General features: G+C 66.3%; 27 protein-coding genes, 1 tRNA gene and 1 pseudogene. 4 read left to right on the forward strand and 25 right to left on the reverse strand.

Translation table 11 applies throughout. The features are described from left to right. The first annotated feature begins 17 nt into the window (after positions 1-17). Together BI06_RS07005 and BI06_RS07010 are read left to right on the forward strand one after the other, a co-directional pair. The gene (locus tag BI06_RS07005) at positions 18-443 is read left to right on the forward strand and encodes a hypothetical protein (protein ID WP_149030297.1); all 426 of its coding nucleotides are present in this window, start codon (positions 18-20) and stop codon (positions 441-443) included. Positions 444-506: 63 nt separating this feature from the next. After that, positions 507-962, forward strand: coding sequence for a hypothetical protein (locus BI06_RS07010; protein ID WP_043466549.1), 456 nt, complete (start codon positions 507-509; stop codon positions 960-962). A gap of 214 nt (positions 963-1,176) precedes the next feature. Here BI06_RS07010 and BI06_RS50400 read toward each other — a convergent pair whose 3' ends face one another. The 18 genes and pseudogenes from BI06_RS50400 to BI06_RS07050 form a co-directional block, all read right to left on the reverse strand. Then, the gene (locus tag BI06_RS50400) at positions 1,177-1,398 is read right to left on the reverse strand and encodes a hypothetical protein (protein WP_158516399.1); all 222 of its coding nucleotides are present in this window, start codon (positions 1,396-1,398) and stop codon (positions 1,177-1,179) included. Positions 1,399-1,401: 3 nt separating this feature from the next. Next, positions 1,402-2,055 (reverse strand): hypothetical protein, encoded by a 654-nt coding sequence (locus BI06_RS49305; protein ID WP_149030298.1) that lies wholly within the window; start codon positions 2,053-2,055, stop codon positions 1,402-1,404. A gap of 11 nt (positions 2,056-2,066) precedes the next feature. Next, positions 2,067-2,870 (reverse strand): metallophosphoesterase, encoded by an 804-nt coding sequence (locus tag BI06_RS47810; protein WP_149030299.1) that lies wholly within the window; start codon positions 2,868-2,870, stop codon positions 2,067-2,069. Positions 2,871-3,056: 186 nt separating this feature from the next. Next, positions 3,057-3,239, reverse strand: a complete 183-nt coding sequence (locus BI06_RS49310) for a hypothetical protein (protein WP_149030300.1) — start codon at positions 3,237-3,239, stop codon at positions 3,057-3,059. A 253-nt stretch (positions 3,240-3,492) separates the two neighbouring features. Further along, positions 3,493-4,119 carry a toprim domain-containing protein gene (locus tag BI06_RS46020; RefSeq protein ID WP_233290058.1) on the reverse strand — a complete coding sequence of 209 codons (627 nt, stop codon included), beginning with the start codon at positions 4,117-4,119 and terminating at the stop codon, positions 3,493-3,495. A 31-nt stretch (positions 4,120-4,150) separates the two neighbouring features. Further along, positions 4,151-4,375 (reverse strand): annotated as a pseudogene (locus BI06_RS55435) (CHC2 zinc finger domain-containing protein); the annotation flags it as partial. 223 nt (positions 4,376-4,598) lie between these two features. Beyond that, the gene (locus BI06_RS50405; RefSeq protein WP_158516400.1) at positions 4,599-4,775 is read right to left on the reverse strand and encodes a hypothetical protein; all 177 of its coding nucleotides are present in this window, start codon (positions 4,773-4,775) and stop codon (positions 4,599-4,601) included. Beyond that, positions 4,750-5,076, reverse strand: coding sequence for a hypothetical protein (locus BI06_RS49315; RefSeq protein WP_149030301.1), 327 nt, complete (start codon positions 5,074-5,076; stop codon positions 4,750-4,752). The genes BI06_RS50405 and BI06_RS49315 overlap by 26 nt, the downstream gene beginning before the upstream one ends. A 41-nt stretch (positions 5,077-5,117) precedes the next feature. Further along, entirely contained in the window at positions 5,118-5,327 is a 210-nt protein-coding gene (locus BI06_RS07020) for a hypothetical protein (RefSeq protein ID WP_043466557.1), read from the reverse strand. Continuing rightward, positions 5,320-6,108: a DnaB-like helicase C-terminal domain-containing protein gene (locus BI06_RS46030; protein ID WP_082558344.1), complete on the reverse strand. Its 789-nt coding sequence runs from the start codon at positions 6,106-6,108 to the stop codon at positions 5,320-5,322. The genes BI06_RS07020 and BI06_RS46030 overlap by 8 nt, the downstream gene beginning before the upstream one ends. 67 nt (positions 6,109-6,175) lie before the next feature. Further along, a complete protein-coding gene (locus BI06_RS07025; protein ID WP_043466560.1) occupies positions 6,176-6,664 on the reverse strand; it encodes a hypothetical protein in 489 nt (162 codons plus the stop codon). A gap of 9 nt (positions 6,665-6,673) precedes the next feature. Further along, the gene (locus BI06_RS46035; RefSeq protein WP_158516402.1) at positions 6,674-7,492 is read right to left on the reverse strand and encodes a PD-(D/E)XK nuclease family protein; all 819 of its coding nucleotides are present in this window, start codon (positions 7,490-7,492) and stop codon (positions 6,674-6,676) included. Next, positions 7,450-7,707 (reverse strand): hypothetical protein, encoded by a 258-nt coding sequence (locus BI06_RS49320; RefSeq protein ID WP_149030302.1) that lies wholly within the window; start codon positions 7,705-7,707, stop codon positions 7,450-7,452. The genes BI06_RS46035 and BI06_RS49320 overlap by 43 nt, the downstream gene beginning before the upstream one ends. 280 nt (positions 7,708-7,987) lie before the next feature. Continuing rightward, positions 7,988-8,407 (reverse strand): helix-turn-helix domain-containing protein, encoded by a 420-nt coding sequence (locus BI06_RS46040; RefSeq protein ID WP_082558346.1) that lies wholly within the window; start codon positions 8,405-8,407, stop codon positions 7,988-7,990. Positions 8,408-9,846: 1,439 nt separating this feature from the next. Continuing rightward, the gene (locus tag BI06_RS07035) at positions 9,847-10,041 is read right to left on the reverse strand and encodes a hypothetical protein (protein WP_043466566.1); all 195 of its coding nucleotides are present in this window, start codon (positions 10,039-10,041) and stop codon (positions 9,847-9,849) included. Positions 10,042-10,134: 93 nt separating this feature from the next. Further along, positions 10,135-11,487: an amino acid permease gene (locus BI06_RS07040; RefSeq protein WP_082558347.1), complete on the reverse strand. Its 1,353-nt coding sequence runs from the start codon at positions 11,485-11,487 to the stop codon at positions 10,135-10,137. 252 nt (positions 11,488-11,739) lie between these two features. Continuing rightward, positions 11,740-13,194 carry a penicillin-binding transpeptidase domain-containing protein gene (locus BI06_RS07045; RefSeq protein ID WP_369826060.1) on the reverse strand — a complete coding sequence of 485 codons (1,455 nt, stop codon included), beginning with the start codon at positions 13,192-13,194 and terminating at the stop codon, positions 11,740-11,742. 95 nt (positions 13,195-13,289) lie between these two features. Continuing rightward, the gene (locus BI06_RS07050; protein ID WP_043467306.1) at positions 13,290-14,621 is read right to left on the reverse strand and encodes an FtsW/RodA/SpoVE family cell cycle protein; all 1,332 of its coding nucleotides are present in this window, start codon (positions 14,619-14,621) and stop codon (positions 13,290-13,292) included. Positions 14,622-14,821: 200 nt separating this feature from the next. On the opposite strand from BI06_RS07050, the gene BI06_RS07055 reads away from it, so the two are divergent. Both BI06_RS07055 and BI06_RS07060 read left to right on the forward strand, forming a co-directional pair. After that, the gene (locus BI06_RS07055; RefSeq protein ID WP_030393479.1) at positions 14,822-16,144 is read left to right on the forward strand and encodes a VWA domain-containing protein; all 1,323 of its coding nucleotides are present in this window, start codon (positions 14,822-14,824) and stop codon (positions 16,142-16,144) included. Between the two features lie 2 nt (positions 16,145-16,146). Next, positions 16,147-17,019 (forward strand): hypothetical protein, encoded by an 873-nt coding sequence (locus tag BI06_RS07060; RefSeq protein WP_051740393.1) that lies wholly within the window; start codon positions 16,147-16,149, stop codon positions 17,017-17,019. A gap of 209 nt (positions 17,020-17,228) precedes the next feature. On the opposite strand, the gene BI06_RS07065 is transcribed toward BI06_RS07060, so the two are convergent. The 7 genes from BI06_RS07065 to galU form a co-directional block, all read right to left on the reverse strand. Further along, positions 17,229-17,302: transfer RNA gene (locus tag BI06_RS07065), tRNA-Ala, on the reverse strand. Positions 17,303-17,471: 169 nt separating this feature from the next. Further along, positions 17,472-18,584 carry a gephyrin-like molybdotransferase receptor GlpR gene (glpR, locus tag BI06_RS07070; protein ID WP_043466569.1) on the reverse strand — a complete coding sequence of 371 codons (1,113 nt, stop codon included), beginning with the start codon at positions 18,582-18,584 and terminating at the stop codon, positions 17,472-17,474. 150 nt (positions 18,585-18,734) lie between these two features. Beyond that, a complete protein-coding gene (locus tag BI06_RS07075; protein ID WP_030393482.1) occupies positions 18,735-19,343 on the reverse strand; it encodes a GNAT family N-acetyltransferase in 609 nt (202 codons plus the stop codon). A 14-nt stretch (positions 19,344-19,357) separates the two neighbouring features. Continuing rightward, positions 19,358-19,861, reverse strand: coding sequence for a molybdenum cofactor biosynthesis protein B (locus BI06_RS07080; protein WP_030393483.1), 504 nt, complete (start codon positions 19,859-19,861; stop codon positions 19,358-19,360). Further along, a complete protein-coding gene (gene moaC, locus BI06_RS07085; protein WP_030393484.1) occupies positions 19,858-20,358 on the reverse strand; it encodes a cyclic pyranopterin monophosphate synthase MoaC in 501 nt (166 codons plus the stop codon). The genes BI06_RS07080 and moaC overlap by 4 nt, the downstream gene beginning before the upstream one ends. Positions 20,359-20,478: 120 nt before the next feature. Further along, positions 20,479-21,834, reverse strand: coding sequence for a gephyrin-like molybdotransferase Glp (gene glp, locus BI06_RS07090; RefSeq protein WP_082558348.1), 1,356 nt, complete (start codon positions 21,832-21,834; stop codon positions 20,479-20,481). Positions 21,835-21,860: 26 nt separating this feature from the next. After that, positions 21,861-22,781 (reverse strand): UTP--glucose-1-phosphate uridylyltransferase GalU, encoded by a 921-nt coding sequence (gene galU / locus BI06_RS07095; RefSeq protein ID WP_030393486.1) that lies wholly within the window; start codon positions 22,779-22,781, stop codon positions 21,861-21,863. Between the last annotated feature and the right edge of the window lie 296 nt (positions 22,782-23,077).

Below are 23,077 nucleotides of genomic sequence, written 5' to 3' on the forward strand. Positions count from 1 at the left end.
CACACGCTGCGCCCCGTGTGTATGTTTATCTCATCAACCCCGGCGGGGAAAGAACGATGAAGGGAAACGAAATGGCTCCGAAGCGCTTCCGGCCCGAGACTGTCAAGGAAATGCCGTATCTGCCGCTCAACCGTCACACGGTGCGCCTGCGGGACGACGTGATCCGGGACGTCCTGCGAATGGCTGCCGAACAGCCTTCCTACCGGGTTAGCAACCAGACGGCGCCCCGGTGGGGCATGGTCCTGGTTTACGAGACGGCCACCAGCATCATTGGTTCTCTCTGGCACGACGCTTACGGCGAGGATGCCGTCTACAGCGTGGAACTGGCCAAGGATGGTACCAGCGCCAAGGTTCACGGCTACTGGGGGGCGATTACCCGGGCGGTTTCCGGCGCATCCGCAACCCCGAGTGAATTGGCTGCCCTGGTTACGGCCTGGCAGTAAGGGAAAGAATTGCGCGGGGGCCCTCCGGGGCCCCCGCCTCCGTCCACGTAAAGGAGAATCACCATGGACTACACCCTTTCCCTTAAGGGCCGCCGCGCCGTCGAATTGCTGGCCCGCCTTAAAGAAGCGGAGGAATCCTTGCGGATGTTCAATGACCCCACGAACGAAAACGTGATGGTTGCCTCGGAACACCGTGCGGCTAGTATGGAATTCCTCAACGGCAATGTTTACATGCAACTCCTAGAGGCTCTTGAAGTCGTGAAAACCGCTATGGTTGTCGACTACGGCCCGGTTGCGTTCAAGGAAACCGAGCAGTCTCACACGTGGCACGCAACTGGCATGCCCGACGGCCTTTGGACGCTGTCTAAGCGTTTCTTTCATTTGCGAGACAACACGGTTACGCAATATGACAAGGGCTCGTTCCACTTGTACGACACTGGCGGAAGCTATGTACAGTCATTTACAAACAAAAGCGCGGCTAAGAAGTGGCTTGAACTACGCCGAGAACAAATGAAGTAGCAACAGTGAAAGGCCCCCGCCATTGGCGGGGGCCTTTTCTATTCCTCGGGCGGCGGCTCAAAGGGTGGCGGCGGCGGAATGGTGGGTGCGGCAGGCTCTAGAGCCTGGTGCACGGCGTCAAGGGAGTTGAAGCACTCAGCTACCGGGACCGAGTATGAAATGCCGCAGATGTTACACCGGTAGAAAACGGCGGTCTCTTCGATAATTGCCATTGTTACTCCTTTTCGTTCTTCCAGAATGAATATGCCAGGGCGATGGTTCCGCCTAGCAGGATTATGCCAATTGTGGCCTGAATGGCCGTGCCGGTAGCAATGTGAAAGATTGCGCCGATAATCACAATCTCAATGAATACCAGACCAGCCGTCGCAAATACGAGCCCAGTTAGGGCTAGGCCGGTCAAAAACCAGATAAGCCACGGCTTTTCGTTTTCGTTCAATTTTCACTCCGCATTTCGAGCCTGATTGTTGGAAATTGCCTGTCGGCTGCCGGGGCCGCTGTGGTCCTGGCCGCGCCGGAGGCGGTTGGTGTTCATGGAGTCCCTGAGCTTTTCCACGGCACGGCTGTGGCGCTTGGACCACGTTGCCAGGGACGTTCCGGCGGCCTCTGCGGAGGCTGTAGGCCCGTAAGCCCATCCGTCCCTTAGAACGGCCCTGGCGGCCTCTGGGAGCCTTTCCCATGCCGCCCTGGCGTCTAGCACGGCATCCACGTGCCCCATGCCGTCACGGCCCTTGTGAGCCCCCTGTGACCAGTCGGGAAGCAATGCACCTGCCCGCGTTTGCTGGCCCCACTCATCGGCGGGCAAAAACATCGAGTTCATGATTACCTCTACCTCCGTAGCGGAATAAAGGTAGTCGGCACTTCCGTGCAATGCCCGCCCACGTTCCTTGCCGCAATATTCCGTGGCAAAGCGCCGGAGGCTTACGGCAACAGCCGCATTGGTGTTGTCAGTCTTGGCGAATGACGCCGACTTTTCCACTAGCTTGAGTGAAAGTTCCCCGTAAAGGTCGTCCGCGTCAATGCCGGGCCAATCCCGGGCAAAGGATCGGGCAACGCTCTTTGCCAGAGGAAGAAAGTCAGTGGGATTGAAATCCACGGCAACGATTGTCAATTGGCCTTCCGAAGGTTTCCGCCGGAGTAGATAACCCCGCCGTAGGTAAAACTGCCGTCCCCGGCAATCATGTGAATTTCTGGATCAACTCGGCGGCCGGCAACTCGCAGAACTCCAAAAGCCATTTGCCAGTTTGCGTATCCGTTGGGAAGGTAAGAAACCTTCCTGAGGTCGGAAATGTGGCCCAGTTCCATGCCAATTCTGGGCTTCATCCGACCACCCCACCCGTGTGACGTTTGAACGATTCCCGCACGGTGCGTGTGCCCGCATGCGACGTTTACGCCATACTTGACGGCCGCATTGTAGGCCGTTGCCCCGGCAGTCTGGCTAAGGGTGATTTCTCGGTTATCCCCGTGCGTGGTGACCCATCCCGGGGCTACACGGTGGATATTTTCGCGCTGCTCAATCCCAAATGCATCAAAATCAAGTAGCCGCGAGTATTCCCATTCCGGCATATCCGCGACGGCGGGAGCGTATTTCCACAGGTAGTCAGAAATGCGCCTGTCATGGTTTCCCAGATGCATTCCCTTGTAACCGTCGTAGTTGGAGAACCAAAGGTCAAGAATGCGCTTGCCGGCCTCGCGTTCTGTCCGAACGTTTCCGGCAAATTCGCTGATGGTCCCCTTGGACCAACGCGACGGGGCATCCAGGTTCAGGAAATCTCCGGTGTGCACTACTCCGGCAAAACCGCCCTCCTGAATCAGGTTGGCAATATTTGCAACGGTACCCGTGTGATGTTCGGGAACATGTGTATCGGGAATGAGTAGAACGGTATGCGGGCTGTCGCTAATCATTGTCAAGCGGAAATTCCTCCTTTATTGCCTGGCCGTCCTCGATTTGCCAGACCTCTACGTATTCCCGCCCGTACCGGGCATAGAGCTGCGCAACGGACCGCCGCATTTCTGGCTTGGTGTCGTACACCCGCGACCCGCAGAGCCGCTTGGGGCGCCCAGGGCGGGTAACCCTGGCAATCCAGACGTCAAGGCTCATGCTGCGCCCTGATCCGCCAGCAGGCCGACAAGTCCAGCGGCCTCATAGCTAGTGATCTGGTCGTCATCAACTTCCAGGCCATCAATCCGAATTTCGGCACGAAATCCACCGGCATCGGACTTGTAGAAATAGACCTGATAGTTACCGACCGAGATGGTTTCACCGTCTGCGTAAGCCATTAGCCGTTTCCCTTCGTCTTGCTGATTGCTTCATCAAGAATTCGCTTTGCTAGGCGAACCGCCTTGCCCGGAGTCATAAAGAATCCGATATGGTGCGTCATAACCCCGGCGGTGTTGTATTCCGATGCGGTGATATACACCGCCTCGGGGTCGTAGGTTGATTCGGCCACCGTAATTACATCAAGGCCAGCGCTTTCGTCACACGTGAAAGTTTCCGGGGGAAGGCCATTGGGCCTGTTTCGATTGTTTCGCATTACACTCCCACTAGTTCCCTGAGGGCGTCATAGCCATTTTCCATTACAAAACTGTTCACGTCTTGCCCCTTTGGCATGAGAATGATTCGCGCGCCGGGAATCTTTTCCGCAAGCGGGCTTGCGAACTTTTCCAGCCCGGTTCCGTCATCGTCGTTATCAGTCAGGATGTAGACCGTTTCATATCCAAGAAAGAGGCGCGTAAAGGCCGGTTTCCATGACGTTGCGCCGGGGGCCCCTACGGTAGGTATTCGGGCCATACTGCTGGTTATCGCGTCTATCTCGCCCTCGGATAGCGCAATGTATGGAAGGGGCCGGAAAAGGTCCGCAACGTTGAACAGTCGGTGTTCATGTCCTGGTGGATTTAGGTACCTGTTTTTGTGAACTGTTTTGCAGTCGTGTTCTTGCAAGCAGCGGAATTTCAGTCCTACAACCCCGTAGGGGGTTTCGTAGGGAATGGACAGCATGCCGGCATATTGCTCATGCCCCGGCAATGGGTCGGCGACGACGCCTAGCCGAAACAATCGAGCGCTGTCCTGCGCTCGGGGCCCAAATCTCTTCTCCAAGAACCGTCCGGCGGCGGCGCTTTTCGCCACCGCCTTTGCGTATCGGGCGGTACTCTTCTCCAAGAATTCTTTCGCAGAATCCGACAGCACTACCGAAATCGCGTATCCCCTCTTGCCACATGACTAGTGCAAAGCTGTCGCCTCCGAAATCGCACGTGTGGCATTTGAAAACATTTGCATCAAAGCTCACGCTTGCGGACGCGGACCGGTCGGCGTGAAAGGGGCACCGGACAGACTGCCATTTGCGCCCGGTGTCCCCGATCTCCGCCCCGTAATGGCCCAGTAGCGCCCCTATCGGCGGCTTGTCGGCGGCATCCATCGGCCTGCCTTTCGTGGGCCACCTAGCGGGCCCTAGGCGGCCTCGGGCGGAGTGTCGCTGCGGTATTCGTTCGGGTAGTCGTTACTGTGCTGGTCATCCCGCAGCATGGCCAGCGCATAACGCTCCCACTCGTCGTAGGAATCCTGATTGCTGACAAGTCCTGCACTACGGTCCCGCCGCTTAGTGCGTCGGTTGGTGTTTCCGTTGTATCGGGGGGAAATGATTACTCCTCGGTGTATTCGAAATAGACATTTGGCGGGACATTCACCATGGGATCAACCCCCATGCCGGCAATCTCCCGAATTTCCTCGACAAACTTCTCAAGCACGCTCAGGGGAATGTCATCATCGAACCGGAGCGGTCCGGATTGAATCTCAATCTTTCGAACGACACGTGCCATTTTCACACTCCTCTAGTCGCTTCATAATCCTTAGGGCCTGTTCATTCGACATCACAAACACGCCATTTCTCATGTGCTTGCCCTTGAGTTTCAGCATTACTGCCGACCAAAGGGCTCCGGCCCTTATGCGCTGAGTCTCGGCGTCAGCAACGAACTTGCCTAGCTGGGCAACGGCCACGTTCTTGACCTGAATAGCCCAATAGGGAATTCCCTTAATGTCGCCCAAGTCGTTGGCTCCGTTGATTCCGCCGTAACGTTCCGCCTCCGGGTAGACCGGGGAGAAGACTTCAACGGCTTCCACTTCTCCCCGGTAGCCCTTTGACTTACTGGCCCGTCCGTTCATCAGTCGTCAAACTCGGAATCCGCGTCACTTCCGGCCAGGGAATCGACAATCATTCGGAGGATTGCGGCAGCCACGGCGCGCTGAATGGCCGCCGCCGTCTCGGGGTCCAGATTCCACGTCTGGCACCCGTTGTCATGGTGAACAATCTTCGGAACGGTCTTGCCGTCAATCTCAATGGTGCCGTTCTCAAGGTTCATGCTGTCAATCAATGCGCATCCTTTCCATGTCCGCATTCAGCGGAATTATCCAGTTTCCCGAAGGGTCGGCTTTGCCGCCCCGGTTCTTAACGATTGAAACGTTTATGTTCAGGTCCCCGAAGTCAATGGAACCCGACTTGTGCAAGGTAAGGATTACCTCTGGAACCTTGCTGATCTTTCCCATAAGTGCCGACATGGGCGCGGGACTGATCCCGTCGTCATAGGTTCCCGTCAGATGGTGCAGCGCAACAATTGCCGCCCCAGTCTTACGGCCTAGCTCATGCAGGTAATCAATGATCTCCCCGTATTTGCTGTTATCGTCCCCGGATTCAGTCCAAACATTTCGGAGATTATCTACAATGATTAGCTGCGGCCAGCATCCAAAGAGATACCCGAAAGCCTGAACATCTAGATCGAGGTTATCCAGCGTCGGAGCGGCATCAAAGTTCCACCGCAAATAGTCCAGATTGTTGATTTGCGTGTCATAGTGAACGCTTTTGCCAGCTTCCATGTCCTTTTCAACAGCCCAAACCGGGGTGTTTGTAAGCATGGCGGCCAGTCGCACGTATTGTGTGAATGCGTCACTGTCTGCGCTGAAATAGAGTGTGGGAACCTCCGCCCGTGTGGCAATGGTGGTTACTAGGGCGGATTTTCCGACTCCGGGCCCGGCTGCAATTAGTGTGAGCTGCCCCCGGCGAATATGGCAACCGGCTTTTTCGAGTTGGGGAAAGGCGGCCGGCAAAGGTTCTCCGGCCTGGCCTCCCAAATGTCGCGCCTGTACAAGTGTGAGCAATAATCCCCCTGTTTTTGGGCATAGAAAAGGGCCGTCGAAACGGCCCGCATCGTTTGGGGGTTACGCCTTAACCATTTGCCTTGGCAAAACGCGCACACTCGGCCGTCTTGAAGTTCGACGGGCAATCAAAGCCGAACCAGGGCTTTCCCGTCTTCTGGGAAATGCCGCTCACATACAGCTTGTCTCCGTGTCGGCACACGGCGGCAAGGTCGTGGTTCGGCGGCGGAGCCTGGGGGGCCTGCTGGCCGCCCTGTGGGGCGCCCTGGGGCGCCTGTGGGCGGCTATAGCCTCCCTGCTGCCCCTGCGGGGCGGGGGCGCCCTGGCGGCCGTTCTGTGGCATCACAGTTGCCGGAAGTTCCCGGCGGATCATCTCCACAGCCGCAAACAAATTGTTGGCGTCGCCAACCTTGGCGTAAAGGTTGTTTTGCTGCGCCTCTTCAAGCAGCGCAAAGCAATGGTCCGGATCGGTGCCATGGAAGACAATCCACGGCGAATCCTGGGTGGGCCCGGCCTTAATGGTCACGGTTACGCCAGAGGTGTACTGCACGTCAGACAAATTCTCTCCTTACGTTGCGGAACAATATTTCCAGACCGAACATATACGGCATTGCGAGCCGGGGTTCGGCAAATAGACCTGGCTTTCAACTCCCCTGTCAAGGGATTTGAACCATGCGGTTAGCCTGTCCCGCGTATAAGCCTCAAGGTTCTTTGCCGGAACATACTTTCCGTCTTTGAGCATGAAAAAGGACCCCGATACGGGGCCCGCAAGTTCATATGCTTCTATGATTGCTAGACGGTACATCCCTAGCTGCAAATCCCAATCGGGAGTCTTCGACCCCGTTTTTACATCCACGATTTCCAGGGAACCATCCGGCCACTCGCGGATTTGGTCAATGTAGCCGATTACTTCCACTCCATCAAGGTCAATGGCGAAAGGAAGTTCAATGGCGGGATCGTAGTCAGGGGTTTCCCAGATTGCCCATTCAGCACTGAGGGCATCTGAAATATAAAAGTCGACCTGATCGTATCCTCGATCAAATCGACGCTGCACATCAGTTTCACCCTTTACCCGGATGTTTCCCGTTAGCCATCGGTTTACATCCGGTTCGTCACGCAGCATACGGGCGTAATGCTTTTGCCACGTGTCGTTATAGATTTGCCGGAGTGCCCGGCCGTCAAGCGCCCGGCCGGAGCGCTCCCACGCTTCCACCGTTTCGTGAACAGCTAGCCCCTGCAATGTCCAGCCTGCCGGGGTTTGCGGCGCACGACGGATTCTCTCTAGGTAGTAGCGTTCTGAGCAACCCGAATATGCGAGTAGCTGAGAAACGCTCTTGTGTCCTGCTACGATATTAGCTCCCTGATTCCCTCTTCGGATGCCGTCCACGCATAGTAAAGGCGGCCGTCCGGCGCAATCGTTTCCTCTACTGGTTCGCCGAAAAGTTCGGTAAGGCGGTCGGATTCCTCATGGAATGCCGACCAGTCGGGGTTTTCTGCTACAGCCAAATAGGCAACATTGCGGGCATTGTCAATGCCCATCTCAATACCACAAAGCGTGTTGACTGCAACCTGTCGAATAGTAAACACCTGCTCAATCGTCATGGAAAACCCCCAAAGGTTCTTTTCGGGCGAATCGGTGCCTGTTGTCCGTTTTGCCCACCCGCATACCACCGTTCGAACATGGCTCGAACAGGGGGCTTGCTGATCTTAGTAAAGCCTTAAACCACAGGTCAAGGGCGTTTCAACTGGGCACGAAGGGACCTTACGCCCCCCCTCTGACAGTGAGACGTTCCAGGCGGCCGATGGTTGCATGGACGATCCAAAAAAGAACAGGGGCCAGGCATCAGCCTGGCCCCAAATGTGGCCAAATCGGACAAGGGTCTCAATCCACGACAATCCAGCCTTCATCGCCGGACTTGCGACGAGTCCAGTAGAACCCAAATGCCAATTCGGGGTCATAGTGGCAAATGTGGTCACCGGACATAACTCTAAAACTCTCGGCGAAATCTGATCGTCGGCCAGTGACCGAAATATTTGCATCCTGCTCTGCAATGGCGCGCAACGCAACGGCCATGTCATGCCGTGAGTGGGTGTCTGCAAGATTGTGGGGCAGGTACCCGGAATAGTCAACAAGCGCCGCAATATTTTGCTTCGAATTTCGAACCCATGCGGCAACAGTGTTCTTCGACAAACCGAGTTGATCGGCAGCCTTTTGGTAGGAATATCCTTCCTCAAGGATTAGCCTTAGGGCCTCCGCCTTAATCTTGTCATCATGGGCGTAGGGAACCGTCCGCTCAGTCATCGAAACAACACCTGACAATCATAAGTAGAATCCGGCCTTATCTTTCACGTCTTTCCCTGCCCTCTCTCTCGACCCAACTTACACACGGCCTAGGCCGTGTGTCAACTGGTTTGGGGAGGTTGTCAAGGGCGGTACTGGACATCACGCTAGGCGCCGACAGGCGAAGGGTCAAGATCACTGGGCCAAGCAGCTCAGCGACGCTACGTGATCAGGCCAGGTCCAGCCACATGGCGGGGGTCAATTCAGTACGTATGTGGACATGACAGGTATTCCGTCGATTGCGCGACCGATACACCTGTCATCAGGGTGCCCCGAGAGGCACGGGGCCCCGGTGGGCCCCGTGCCCGATCCCAATCAACTCACGACGGATCAAGAGTTCTCAGGTCTTCCATCAACTCTTTCGCCTGGATTGGCGTAATGCCGAAATGGGAGGCGACTTGAGCCGCACTCATTCCACGCAATTCCGCCATTAGACGTTTCCGCCTGGAAGGCGGCGGGACTTCCTTAATGGCGGTCGGAGCGCCCTCCCTTCCGGAATACCAAAATTCCCGAAGCGACGGAGGGGAAACCCTCATTGTCCAACCTTGGGTCCTTAGGTCTTTCGCTTGAATCTTCCAGCCTGCCAGCCGTCGCATCAAGGTTCGACGGCTAATTCCAAATCCAAAAGCAATCATCTCAAGCGAGTATCCGCGCCGAATAAGAAACGCAACCTGCTCTTTGGTGATTCTTTGCGCCCCGGCCGGCAATCCCGCCTTTTGCGCCGATCTAGCCGCGCTTCTTTCCGCTGGTGTCCCGAAAGGTAACACCAGCCTGCCTAAGGTGGTAATGAATAGCCGCGTAAGTTGCTCCGTACATTGCAGCAATCTTCCTAATCGAAAGCGGCTTTCCCGTCTTTTTGTCCACCTCGGTTTCGTACGCCCGCACGATGAGTTCGCGGTTAAGGTTTGACGGCCTACCCATTTGACTTCCCTCCCGAATGGGCCCATGCCGGCAAAGGCGTGAAGAATCACGCCCGATCTATTTCTTGCCGGTAAATCCGAGAGTAACGGGGCTATTAGCAGCGTGCAACCCTGCACGTCGTCGCCCTCCGGCCCCCATCAGCCCCACAGGGGGCCAAACGACAGCCGCCCGCCCCCTTCCGAGGGGGCGGGCGGCGTTGGGGCCTCAAGGGGCCATCTAGCGGGCCGTGGCCCACACTAGAACGCCCAGCATTGCTATGACCGCAAGCAGGATGGGAACGGCATACCTTGGCGCGAACCCCTGAGGTTCCGGGTAGCCAAGATCCTTTCGAATCTGGGCCTTGACGTAACTGATGTATTCCTCATCAGCGACCACCTTGCCAAAGTCCGGCCCCCGGAGGCGGGCCAACCGCTTTTCGAATTCCCCGGGTTCCAGACCTGACAATCTTTCCTTGAGCCTGGCCACTTGATCCACGGGCCCTACCTCCTCCGCGCCCTGGCCGTCGCCGTGCGGGCCGCCAGGGCCACGATACCGATTGCCACCCCTACAGCGACCCCGGGCACCATGCACCCGGTGTTCTCGCCGTCCCCGGAGGGCCCTCCGGGCTTGCTGTGCTTGCCCTGGTTGCTGTCCTGCTTGTCCTTGGCGTCCTGGTACTCCCCGTACTCAGACATGCCTGTCCCCTCCGTTGGGCGTGCAGGGTTGCACGATAGAACTGTGACGGTATGCCCACTCGGTGTAGTCCTGCAACCCTGCATGCTCCACATTTAGGCGGCAAAAACGAAGATGCCCCGGCCAGTTGACCGGGGCATCTTCGGTGCCGCTAGGAAGCGATGACCAGCAGGAACGGCAAGCCCGCATCCTTGCCTGTCTCCAGATAGAGACGACGCGAGACGCGGCCGAACGAGTCTGCCCAGGCTGGTGATGTCGGCCAGCCGCGCCAGCGGGACGAAGGCGGCGAGCACGCCGACGCCCAGGCCGACCACGATGGTGTTCCAGACCGGGGTGCCGGTGCGCGGCGAGAGCTCGGCGAAGCGCTTGGGCAGCATGCCGTCGCGGCCCATCGAGTACAGGATGCGGGTCTGGCCGTAGATGACCACCAGGGTGATCGAGAAGATCGAGACGATGGCGCCGATCGCGAACAGGATGGCGGGCCAGCTCTGGCCGGTGATGTCCTGGAGGATCTGGGCGAGGCCGGCCTCCTGGCCGTCGAACTTCTGCCACGGCTGGGCGCCGATGCCGGCCAGGGCCACCAGGATGTACAGCACGGTGACCACCACCAGCGAGATGATGATCGCCATCGGCAGGGTGCGCCGGGGGTTCTTGACCTCCTCACCGGCGGTGGACACGGCGTCCAGGCCGATGAAGGAGAAGAAGATGCTGGAGGCCGCGACCTGGACGCCGCCGATGCCCAGCGGCATGAACGGGGTCAGGTTGCCGGAGTGGAAGCCGGTCAGGGCGACCCCGATGAACAGCAGCAGGATCAGGATCTTGACGGCCACCATGGCCGTGTTGACCTTGACCGACTCGCTGACGCCGCGGATCAGCAGGAAGCAGACCATGGCGACCAGCAGCAGCGCCGGCAGGTTGAACCAGTGGGTCGCGTCGGGCGCGCCGGCGATCACCTCGGGGATCTTGAAGCCGAACGCCAGGTCGAAGAACTTGTTCAGGTACTCGGCCCAGCTGACCGCGATCGCGGAGGCCGAGACGCCGTACTCCATCAGCAGGCAGATGCCGACGCCGAAGGCCACGCCCTCGCCGAGGGTGGCGTAGGCGTAGGAGTAGGAGGATCCGCTGACCGGGATCGCGGAGGCCATCTCGGCGTAGCAGAGCGCGGTCAGCCCGGCGGTGACGGCCGCGATCACGAACGAGAGGATGACGGCCGGGCCGGCCGACGGCACGGCGCTGTTCAGCACGAAGAAGATACCGGTGCCGATGGTGGCGCCGATGCCGATCGCGGACAGCTGCCAGAGCCCGATCGAGCGACGCAGGTGGATGCCGGAACGGCCGCCCTCCTCGGGCGCCCCGGCGGGCGGGCCCTCACGGCCCTCGCTCTCGGCGATCAGGGTGGAGACGGGCTTGCGCCTGAGGAGGCGTGCGCCGAGCGTGTTGGGGGCCAAAGCGGGGGTGTCCTTCTAGGCGGGGGAGGGTGTCCTAGTGGCCGGTCGCGCAACACACCGAAGGGTGCCATCGGGGACCAACCGAACAAAGATGGGACAGTACCGCGCGAAAGCACCAGTGTCGCAAACGAACAGTCCCGGCGCGCGCATTGTACGAACCGTCGCATCGGCATGTACAAACCGGACACTTCGCAAACGGCGGATCTCCCGGCGAGCCGATAAAGCAGCAGGTCACCGCCGTCGGTAAGGAGCTCACCGGGACAGCACCGCCTGCATCACGGCACGCGCGACCGGCGCCGCCAGCCCCCCGCCTGTCACCTCGGTCGCGTCGCTGTCCGCGACCACCACGGCGACCGCCACCGGCGGCACCGCGGCCGAGCCGGCCGGCGCCGCCCAGGCGATGAACCAGGCGTACGGCGTCCCCGTGTTGTCCACCCCGTGCTGGGCGGTGCCGGTCTTGCCGCCGACCACCGCGCCGTCGATCCGGGCGGCCCGACCGGTGCCGTTCTCCACCGCGTCGACCATCAGCCGCCGCACCTGCCCGGCGGTGCCCGGGCCGACCGCCTGCCGGTACACCGACGGCCGCACCGAGTGCACCACCGTGCCGTCGGCGGCGGTCAGACTGTCCACAAGCTGTGGACGCATCACGGTGCCGTTGTTGGCGATGCCCGCCGCGACCATCGCCATCACCAGCGGGGTGGCGGCGGTGTCGAACTGGCCGATCGAGGAGAGCGCCAGCTGCGCCTCGTCCATCCGGGTGTCGAAGTTGGACCTGGCCGCCCGCACCGGGGTGTCCAGCCGGGCCTCGTTGAAGCCGAAACCCTCGGCCGTCGCCGCCATCCGCCGCAGGCCGACCTCGACCCCGAGCCGGCCGAGCACGCTGTTGCAGCTGAGCGCCATCGCGGTGGCCAGCGACTGGTTCGGCTCGTCGCAGGCGGCCGAGTCGTTGACCAGCGGCACGGAGGTGCCCGGCAGGAGGTAGGGGTTCGGGGTGTCGGTCGGCGCGTCGACGTCGGTGACCACCCCGCTCTCCAGCGCCGCCGCCGCGGTGACCACCTTGAAGGTCGAGCCGGGCGGGTAGGTCTGCCGCAGCGCCCGGTTGAGCATCGGCCGGTCGGGGTCGCTCTGCAGCCGGCTCCAGGCCTCCCGGTCGTCGGCGGAGGTGCCGGCGAAGCTCCCCGGGTCGTAGGAGGGGGTGGAGGCCAGCGCCAGGATCCGCCCGGTGGCCGGTTCGACCGCCGCGACCGCGCCCTTCTGCCGGCCGAGCCCGCGCACCGCCGCCTCCTGGACGGCCCGGTCGACGGTGGTGCGGACGTCCCCGCCGGGGTTCTGCCGCCGGGCCACCGCGTCCCACACCGCCCAGCTCGCCAGCCGGCTGTCGGTGCCGGAGAGCAGTGCGTCCTCGGTCCCCTCCAGCTGGCTGTTGCCGTAGGTCTGCGAGGAGTAGCCGGTGACCGCCGCGTACAGCGGCCCGTCGGTGTAGGTGCGCTTGTAGTCGTACCGCCCGCCGGTGGGCTCGGAGCCGGTGACGCTGTCGGCGCCCACCCGGATGCTGCCGCGCGGCTGGGAGTAGCGCTCGACGACGAGCCGCTGGTTGGCGCTGTTGTGGTTCAGCTCGTCGGCCCGGAACACCTGCACCCGGGTGGCCTGGACGCACAGCGCCACGGTCAGCAGCAGACAGAAGGTGCCGGCCCGGCGCCCGGTCACCGAGATCCCCGGCAGCCCCTGCGGCCCGCCGCCCGGCGGCCCTCCCCCGGCGGCGGCGCCGCGACGTCCGCTCCCCCGCCCGCGTCCGAGCCCCTTCACCGGCCCTCCCCCGGGCCGGGCCGCCGGGCGATGTCGCTCATCCGCACCAGCAGCGCGACGATCACCCAGTTGGTGACCACCGAGGAACCGCCCTGGGCGACGAAGGGCAGCGTCATGCCGGTCAGCGGGACCAGCGCCAGCACCCCGCCCGCCACCACGAAGACCTGCAGCCCGACCAGCGCCGCCAGCCCGATCGCCAGCAGCCGCCCGAACGGGTCGCGCAGCGCGATCCCGGTCCGGAACCCGCGCGACACCAGCAGCGCGTACAGCAGGAACACCGCGACCAGCCCGGTCAGCCCCAACTCCTCCCCGATGGTGGCCAGGATGAAGTCGGACTTCGCGGCGAAGCCGATCAGCGCCGAGTGCCCGCTGCCCAGCCCGGCGCCCAGCTCGCCGCCCCAGGCGAAGGCGAACAGCGACTGGGCGATCTGGTTGGCCCCGTGCCCGGCGGCGATCGAGCCGAGCGGGTCCAGCCAGTCCGCGACCCGGCTGTGCACGTGCGGCGAGAGCCGGCCCACCCCCACCGCCGCGACCGCCGCCAGGAACAGCCCGATGGCGATCCAGCCGGTCCGCGCGGTGGCCACGTAGAGCATCACCACGAAGAGGCCGAAGAACAGCAGCGAGGTGCCGAGGTCGGTCTCCAGCACCAGCACCCCGACGAAGGCCGCCCAGATCGCCAGCACCGGCGCGAGCACCCGCCCGGGCGGCAGCCGCAGCCGCCACACCCGCCGCCCGGTGAGCGCCAGCGCGTCCCGGTGCACCGCCAGGTAGGCGGCGAAGAAGACCGCCAGCAGGACCTTGGCGAACTCGCCCGGCTGGAAGGAGAACGGCCCGAAGGTGATCCAGATCCGCGATCCGTACACCGGCGGGAAGAAGATCGGCAGCACCAGCAGGACCAGCGCCACCAGCGCCCCGATGTACGCGTACCGCTGGAGCCGCTTGTGGTCCCGCAGCAGGAGCAGCACCAGGACGAACAGCCCCACCCCGAGGGAGGACCAGAGCAGCTGGGTGGGGGCCGCGTTGCCCGGGGTGGCCCGGTCCAGCCGGTAGATGACGACCAGTCCGACGCCGTTCAGCAGCACCGCGATCGGCAGCGGCAGCGGGTCCGCGTACGGCGCCCGCCAGCGGACCGCGCCGTGCGCCAGCAGCGCGAGCACCCCCAGCGCGCCCCCGTACTCGCCCGCGTCGGCCGGCACCGCGCCGTCGACGTTGAGGCCCACCTCCGCGTAGCCGAGCACGGCGGTCAGCACGGCGGCGAGGACCAGCGCGAGTTCGGTGTTGCGCCGGGTCGGCACCGTACGGCGGGGCCGGCCGGCGGTTCTCGTCACGGCGGAGGGTGTCGCCACGGACCGTCCTGGGAGTCGGGGCTGCGGGCGCCGCCGGGACGACCACCGGGGAGGACGGGCGGCACCCCCATCCCCTTCGCCACCCTAACGAGCACTGTGCGGGTATTCCGCCCGGTTCACCCGGTGTGTCCCGCCGCATCGCGCGTTGGCCACGGCGAACTGATGGTCCCTAGGATCGACGGGTGACTACCGGACGACGACCGAAGGCCAGGCTCGGCAGCCTGCTGGCCGCCCTGGCGATAACGGGCGGGGCGCTGCTCAGCGGCCTGCCCGCCCATGCCGACGAACCATCAGCCAACCCAGCCGGCAAGGAGGCCCCGCGGGTCGATCTCGTACTCGATGTCAGCGGCTCGATGCGCGAGGCGGACATCCAGGGCAAGACCCGAATCTCGGTGGCCCAGCAGTCCCTGAGCGACGTCATCGACGCCCTGCCCGCCGAGACCGAGTTCGGCATCCGCACCCTGGGCGCCAACTACCCCGGCACCGACAAGGCCCAGGGCTGCCTGGACAGCAAGCAGCTCTTCCCGGTCGGGAAGACCAACAAGACCGAGGCCAAGACCGCGGTCGCGACCCTGCGGCCCACCGGCTTCACCCCGATCGGCCTGGCGCTGCGCGGCGCCGCCCAGGACCTCGGCAAGGGCGAGACCACCCGCCGGGTGGTGCTGATCACCGACGGCGAGGACACCTGCACCCCGCCCGACCCCTGCGACGTCGCCCGCGAACTCGCCTCCCAGGGCATCCACCTGGTGGTCGACACCCTGGGCCTGGCCCACGACGACAAGACCCGCCAGCAGCTGCTCTGCATCGCCAACGCCACCGGCGGCACCTACACCGACGTGCGCACCCAGGAGCAGCTCACCGAGAAGGTGAAGCAGCTGGTCGACCGCTCCAACGACACCTACACGGTCGCCCCGGTCAAGACCGCCGGCACCGACAAGTGCGAGTCCGCGCCGGTCCTCACCCCGGGCGTCTACAGCGACCGCGAGAAGTTCTCCGAGCACCGCGTCTACCGCGTCCCGGTCAAGGCCGGCCAGGAGCTGCGCGCCTCGGTCAGCGTCGCCCTGGACCGCCCGGTGGCCCGCGACTACGGCGTCCTGCTCCAGGCCACCAGCACCACCGGCCAGGAACTGGTCCGCGGCACCGACGCCGGCAGCAGCCGCACCGACGTGGTCTCCACCGGCCTGCGCTGGTCCGCCGCCGCCTCCAAGGGCTACGCCACGGCCTCCGCCACCGCCTCCGCCTCGCCGAGCGGCAAGCCGGAGACCAATGTCTGCCTGGTCGTCTCCAACTCGCTGGCCCCGCAGGCCGGTGCGGCGGCCGACCCCGGCCTGCCGCTGGAGCTGACGGTCGACCTGACCGCCGCCTCCCCCGCCCCGGACGGCCCGGCGATGGGTCTGGGCCGCGGCTGGATCCTGCTGCTGGTGCTCACCCTGGCCGGCCTGCTGACCGGCCTGCTGTTCGGCTGGATCGCGCGCTGGCGGATCGCTGTCTGGCAGGAGAACTGACCATGCGTACGACCTTCCTCCGCACCGCCGCGGCCGCCCTGGCCGTGTTCCCGGCGCTGCTGCTCGCGGCCCCGGCCGCCACGGCCGCCTCGCCCTCCCCGAGCGCGAGCGGCACCCCGGCCCCGGCCAACAAGGCCGGCACCTCCTTCCTGACCGCCGTCAACCTGGCGCCCGGCCAGGACGCCAAGGTGGACGTCTCCACCGGCGACTACCTGTACTGGGCCTTCGGCGCCGCCGAGGGCCGGACCGCCAAGGTGGACCTCACGGTCTCGCTGGCCCCGTCCGCCGACCGGCACGGGCCGCAGACCTGGAACGTCGAGGTGTTCGACGGGCTGCGCCGCCGCCAGTCCTGCACCGACGGCACCCAGAACGCGACCGCCGAGCAGGCCGCCGGCTCGCTGGCGCTCAGCTGCACCCTGCGCGAGGTCCGCTCCTGGGCCGAGCCGTGGTCCGGCGACCCGCTGCCCGGCACCTACTACGTCCGGCTCTCGGTGGCCGACGCCCCGCAGCCCGACCTCGGCCTGGCCGCCGCGGTGCAGCTGCGGGTGACCGCCAAGGGCGACGAGGACAACGCCCAGCCGGAGGGCGGCGAGCTCAAGGCCCCGCTGGTCCCGCCGGTCGGCGGCGGCGCCGCGACCGCGAAGGCGGCGGCCCCGGAGGAGCCCGAGGACCACTGGTACACCGGCTGGTTCTCCGGCTGGAACAGCCGCTGGTTCTGGACCCTGGGCGGCGGCGTGCTGGCCGCCCTGGCGGGCGTCGCCGGCTACACCCTGACCCGCCACCCGCGCGGCCGCCGGCCGGCCCGCTACGGCTCGGTGCCGCCGCAGTCCGGCGCCCCGCAGCCGGGCCCGTACGCGGGCTCCGGCCAGTCCTGACCCGCCCGGACCCCGAGGGCCGGACCGGAGACCTCTCCGGCCCGGCCCTCACCGCTTCCCGGCCCGCCCGCGCGTGATCCGCCTCACACCCCGCCGGAACCCCGCCCCGGCAGTCCGGCTGACCCCCCGTCGGCCGGCGCACCCCACAACACACCCCCACAACGCAGAAGTCCCGCCCGATCTTTCGATCGGGCGGGACTTCCGTTGGGTGGAGCTGAGGGGATTCGAACCCCTGACCCCCTCGATGCGAACGAGGTGCGCTACCGGACTGCGCCACAGCCCCAACAAGAAGAAACTTTAGCACCTCTCCGAGGTGGTCCGTGACCACCCTCCTGGTGACGCCCCTGCGGCAGGACGGGAGCGGGGGGAGGGGCGGGGGCGGAACGGAGGCGGAACGCGAAGAGGCCCCCGACGGCGGGGGCCTCTTCGCGGACGGTCGCGGACCGCTCGCGCTACTCGTTCGCGGCGCGGGGCCGCGGCTCCTGGGCGGGCGGCTCGGCGTACTGGTCGAAGAGCGGGGTGTTCCGGGACTCGACCGGGCGGCCGGCGGTCCAGGTGCCCGGCGCCGACAGGTCGAGCCCCCGGTTGACCCGGGGGGCCACCGGCGCGGTCACGTACGTCGGCAGCGGGACGGGCACCGGCTCCCAGGAGTCCGGGCCGGCCGCACCGCGCTCCCGCATGCCGTCGACCCACTCCTCGTGCTCGGTGACCTCCGCGACGGCCGAGGCCGATGCGGAGGAGGCCCCGACCGGGACCCCGGCAGGGCTCACCGCGGAGCCCGCCGCCGGACTCCCCCCGGAGGCCGCCCGCGCCGCGTCCGCCTCGGTGGCGAGCCGAAGGTGCGGGCGTCCGCGCCCGGGGGCGGGCGTCCGCGGCTCCGGCTCGGCCGCCGGGGCCGGCACCGGGGCGGCGGCCGCACGGCCCGCCTCGGCCCGCTGCTGCTCGCGCTTGCGCAGCCGCTCGGCGGCCTGGGCCGCGCGGTTGCGGTCCAGCTTCACCGCGTACCGCTGGCGCTCCAGGCGCCGCAGGTGCCCGATGTAGAGGGTCAGCAGCGCGGCCGGGACCGCGGGGACCCACAGGAAGGCCAGACCGGCCACGGCCGCGACCACCGCTCCCAGCGCGAAGGCCAGGAACAGCGCGGTGACCATCCGGCGCCGGCGCGCCAGCAGCCGGGCCCGGCGCTCGGGGCCGCCGCCTCGGGGTGCCGGCCTCGGCTCGGCTCGGTCGCGTTCCACTGGCCGGGCGGGCGCGGGCGCGTCCGTCCTGTCGTCGGGGAGGTCCGGGGCACCCGGGGTGTCCGGGGCGTCCGCGGGGTCGCCGGGGGCGGCCGCGTCCCGCTCGGGGGGGCCGTCATTGCTCTGCTCGTCGTCACGCGGTTCGTCACCCAGGGCCCGGGACGCCCGCCGCTCCAGCGCCGAACGCCCGGCCAGCAGGCGGATGGCGGTGCTGAAGCGTTCCGTCGGGCGCGCCTCGTTGAGCTCGTCCTGCCTGCGGAGCCACATCGGCACCAGATAGGCGGCCCAGGCCCCTACGATGACGGCGTAGATAAGGCCGCTACTGCTCACGATTCACACCGTACGGGCGTGCAGGAGGGGCCGGTAGCAATTTGGCACGGCGTGTCGTGTGATCAAGCTGATTCTCCGACTATTTTGCCGGTATTTGTGCCCGTCCGTCGTCGCGCCGATGCCATATCGATATTTCATTCGAACATACATTCAATTACGTGGTCGGCGGCCGGAGCTGAGAGAACGCCAGCGTTCGAGCATCCCCTCCGGGACCTCCTCGGCGGCGAGCGCGAACACCAGGTGGTCCCGCCAGTCGCCGTCGATGTGCAGATAGCGCGGACGCATTCCCTCCGAGCGGAAGCCGAGCTTTTCCACCACGCGCCGGCTCGGGGCGTTCTCGGGCCGGATGCACACCTCGATCCGGTGCAGGCCGAGAGTGCGGAAACAGTGGTCCACCGAGAGCGCGACGGCGGTCGGCATGATGCCCCGCCCAGCCACCGCCTCGTCGATCCAGTACCCGACATTGGCCGAGCACATCGACCCCCAGGTGATTCCGCCGACGGTCAACTGACCCACCAGCCGGCCGCGGTACAGCACCACAAAGGGCAGCATCCGGCCGGCCGAGGCCTCGGCGCGCAGATAGCGGACCATCTGCCGGAAGGTCGGGCGCGGGCCCGCCGCCAGACCGGCCGGGCCGGGCGGCACGGTGGCCTCCCAGCGGCGCAGCCAGTCCCGGTTGCGGCGGCTGACCTCCTGCCACTCGCGCTGGTCGCGGGCCCTGATCGGGCGCAGCACGACGTCCCCCTCGTGGAGTTCCACCGGCCAGCCGGCGTTCAGTGCGCGCTCCCGGAAGCTGCCGTGTCGGGCCGGGGGTGGTCCCCGCCACCGAGCTGGTCGACGGCGTGGGCGAGCAGCGGGGCCAGGACGGCCAGGCCGTCCCGGACGCCGCCGGTCGATCCCGGCAGATTGACGACCAGGGTACGTCCGGCGAGGCCGGCCAGCCCCCGGGAGAGCGCGGCGGTGGGCACCGTGTCCCGGCCGTACGCCCGGATCGCCTCGGGGATGCCGGGAATCTCCCGGTCGATCACCCGGGCGGTCATCTCGGGGGTGAGGTCGTTCGGCGAGATGCCGGTGCCGCCGGTGGTCAGCACCACGTCGTAGCCGGCCGCCACGGCCTCCCGGAGCACCGCCTCGACCGGTTCGCCGTCCGGGACGACCCGGGGGCCGTCCACGTCGAAGCCCATCGCCCGCAGGCCCTCGACCAGCAGCGGGCCGCCCCGGTCGGCGTAGACGCCGGCGGAGGCGCGGTTGGAGACGGTGACCGCGAGGGCTCTCATTCCTCCCCCTCCGGGGCGGTCCAGTCACCGCTCTTGCCGCCGGTCTTGCTCAGCACCCGGACGGACTCCACCGCGGCGCCCTTGTCGACGGCCTTGACCATGTCGATCACGGTGAGCCCGGCCACCGCGACGGCGGTCAGCGCCTCCATCTCGACCCCGGTCCGGTCAGTGGTCCTGACGGTCGCGGTGATCTCCACCGCGTCGTCGGCGACGGTCAGCTCGACCTTCACGCCGGAGAGCGCGATCGGGTGGCAGAGCGGGATCAGCTCGGGCGTCCGCTTGGCGCCCATGATCCCGGCGATCCTGGCCACGGCCAGCGCGTCGCCCTTGGGCACTCCCTCGCCGCGCAGCAGCTCGACCACCCGCGGGGAGACCCGGACCCGACCCGCCGCGACGGCGGTCCGGGCGGTCACGTCCTTCGCGGAGACGTCGACCATCCGGGCCGCGCCCTGCTCGTCGACATGGGTGAGGCGGTCGCCGGGGGGTGAGGCGGTCACGGGTGGCTCCAGGGGGCGCGCAGGTCGAATACCGCGCTACCGTACCCCCCGTCCCGGTCCCGGCGCGGGAGGGGCCGCATCGGTGGGACGGCCCCGCCGCAACAGGGAGTTCGGCCGTGCTCAGCCGCCGAGCAGCACCACGTCGACCTCGCTGCCCGCGGGCAGCTCGGTGACGTCCTCGGGAACGGTGATCAGGCAGTCCGCCCGGGCGAGCGCGCCGACCAGGTGCGACTCCGCGCCGCCGACCGGCTCCACCAGGCCGTCCGCGGCCGTGTACCGGCCGCGGAGGAACTGCCGGCGGCCGGCGGGCGAGCGCAGCGCCACCGGGCAGTGCGCCCGGACCACGGGGCGGTGGACGTCCTCGGCGCCGAGCATCACGCGGATCACCGGGCGGACGAACAGCTCGAAGGAGATGTACGCGCTGACCGGGTTGCCGGGCAGGGCCAGCAGCGGCACCCCGGGGCCGGGGCCGATCCGGCCGAAGCCCTGCGGCTTGCCGGGCTGCATCCGCAGCCGCCGGAAGTCCACCCCGCCGTACTCCGCGAAGACCTCCTTGACCACGTCGTACGCGCCGACGCTGACGCCGCCGCTGGTGACGACCAGGTCGGCCCGGCCGAGCTGGTCCTCCAGGACGGCGCGCAGCCTGGCCGCGTCGTCGGGGACGCCGCCGACCCGGTAGGCGATCGCGCCGGCGTCACGGGCCGCGGCGGTGAGGGTGAAGCTGTTGGACTCGGAGATCTGCCCGGGTCCGACCGGCTCGCCGGGCTGGACCAGCTCGCTGCCGGTGGACAGCACCACGACCCGGGGGCGCGGACGGACGGTGGCGGTGGCCCGGCCGATTGCGGCGAGCAGGCCGAGCTGGGCGGGTCCGAGCCGGGTGCCGGCGGTCAGTACCCGGCTGCCGGCGGCGACGTCGCTGCCGCGGCGGCGGATGTGGGCGCCCTCGGCGACCGGGCGCAGCACCCGGACCTCCTCGCCCTCGACCGCGGCGGCCATCGCGTCGGCGGGCCGGCCGGTGCCGGTGCCGCCGTCGGTCCACTCGACCGGGGCGACAGCCCCGGCGCCGGGCGGGACGGGCGCGCCGGTCATGATCCGGGCGGCCTGGCCGGGGCCCACGGCCGGGAGTTCACCGGCGCCGGCGGCGATGTCGCCGACCACGGTCAGCACCGAGGGGTACGCGGTGCTCGCGCCGACGGTGTCGGGGGTGCGCAGGGCGTAGCCGTCCATCGAGCTGTTGTCGAAGGGGGGCAGGTCGCCCTCGGCGACGACGTCCTCGGCCAGCCGGCAGCCCTGCGCGTCGAGCAGTTGCAGCTCGATGGCGGGGAGCGGGCCGACGGCGGCCAGGACGTCCGCGAGGTGCTCGTCCACGGTCCACAGACCGTCCGGACGGGCACCGGGGCGGGCGGCCGCGGCCGGGTCCGCGGAGTCGTCGCAGCAGGCTGCGGGGGTGGTACCGCTCTCCGTGGACCCGGTCATGGGCGCGCTCGCTCTCTGTCGGTGTGTCAGTCCTGCAGCTCGGTGGCGACGAACTCGCGCAGCCAGGTGCGGAACTCCGGCCCGAGGTCCTCGCGCTCCGAGGCGAGACGGACGATAGCGCGCAGGTAGTCCGAGCGGTCGCCGGTGTCGTAGCGGCGGCCCTTGAACAGCACGCCGTGGACCTGGCCGCCGGTGTCGGCGGGGCGGGTGGTCAGTTCACGAAGCGCGTCGGTGAGCTGGATCTCGCCGCCGCGGCCGGGCGGGGTGTCCCGCAGCACGTCGAAGACGGACGGGTCGAGCACGTACCGGCCGATGACGGCGTAGTTCGACGGCGCCTCGGCGGTCTCCGGCTTCTCGACCAGGTCGGTCACCTGGAAGACGTCGTCGCCGAAGGTGCTCGGCTTGACGGCGGCGCAGCCGTACAGGTGGATCTGGGAGGCGTCGACCTCCATCAGCGCGACGACCGAGCCGCCGAGCTCCTGCTGGACCTCGATCATCCGGGACAGCAGCGGGTCGCGCGGGTCGATCAGGTCGTCCCCGAGGAGGACGGCGAAGGGCTGGCCGGCGACGTGCTGCTCGGCGACCGAGACGGCGTGGCCGAGGCCCTTGGGGTCGCCCTGGCGGACGTAGTGCATGTTGGCGAGCTCGACGGACTCGCGGACCCGGCGGAGGCGGTCCTGGTCGCCCTTGCGGGCGAGCAGCTCCTCCAGCTCGTAGGCGCGGTCGAAGTGGTCCTCGAGGGCGCGCTTGTTGCGGCCGGTGACCATCAGTATGTCGGACAGGCCCGCGGAGGCCGCCTCCTCGACGACGTACTGGATCGCCGGCTTGTCGACGACGGGCAGCATCTCCTTCGGAGTGGCCTTGGTGGCCGGCAGGAATCGGGTACCCAGACCGGCCGCGGGGACCACTGCCTTGGTGACCGGGATACGGGAGTTGGTCGTCGTCATGCGTTTACCTTACTAAGGCACGTATTTCGCCTGACCGGGCGCAGTTGACCGATGCTTGGGCAGCACGTCGCCGGACCCGGCCGCGATGGCAGGCAAGGGGGACGGCCGGGCGGGGTGAGGGGGTCCCCTCCGACACAGGGCGACAGATTACCCGGCTTTTCCTAACGGTCACGTTCGGCTGCGAAGACTCCGTCCGACTGCTGGGAATTGACCGTCGCCCCGGTTGCCGGGACGTTTCCGGAAAGCGCCGCCGGGGCGACCGGGCGCCAGCAGTCGCCGCCGTCCGCGCGGGCGGC

It is taken from the genome of Kitasatospora sp. MBT66, assembly GCF_000710405.2.
GTDB classification, from domain to species: Bacteria; Actinomycetota; Actinomycetes; order Streptomycetales; family Streptomycetaceae; genus Kitasatospora; species Kitasatospora purpeofusca.

What these genes read in the sequence shown, in the direction of transcription:
- BI06_RS07010 (WP_043466549.1), top strand. Translation starts at nt 507, where the DNA reads ATGGACTACACCCTTTCCCTTAAGGGCCGCCGCGCCGTCGAATTGCTG.
- BI06_RS49310 (WP_149030300.1), bottom strand. Translation starts at nt 3,239, where the DNA reads ATGGCTTACGCAGACGGTGAAACCATCTCGGTCGGTAACTATCAGGTC.
- BI06_RS50405 (WP_158516400.1), bottom strand. Translation starts at nt 4,775, where the DNA reads ATGGCACGTGTCGTTCGAAAGATTGAGATTCAATCCGGACCGCTCCGG.
- BI06_RS49320 (WP_149030302.1), bottom strand. Translation starts at nt 7,707, where the DNA reads ATGACGATTGAGCAGGTGTTTACTATTCGACAGGTTGCAGTCAACACG.
- BI06_RS46040 (WP_082558346.1), bottom strand. Translation starts at nt 8,407, where the DNA reads ATGACTGAGCGGACGGTTCCCTACGCCCATGATGACAAGATTAAGGCG.
- BI06_RS07035 (WP_043466566.1), bottom strand. Translation starts at nt 10,041, where the DNA reads ATGTCTGAGTACGGGGAGTACCAGGACGCCAAGGACAAGCAGGACAGC.
- BI06_RS07060 (WP_051740393.1), top strand. Translation starts at nt 16,147, where the DNA reads ATGCGTACGACCTTCCTCCGCACCGCCGCGGCCGCCCTGGCCGTGTTC.
- BI06_RS07080 (WP_030393483.1), bottom strand. Translation starts at nt 19,861, where the DNA reads ATGAGAGCCCTCGCGGTCACCGTCTCCAACCGCGCCTCCGCCGGCGTC.
- glp (WP_082558348.1), bottom strand. Translation starts at nt 21,834, where the DNA reads ATGACCGGGTCCACGGAGAGCGGTACCACCCCCGCAGCCTGCTGCGAC.
- galU (WP_030393486.1), bottom strand. Translation starts at nt 22,781, where the DNA reads ATGACGACGACCAACTCCCGTATCCCGGTCACCAAGGCAGTGGTCCCC.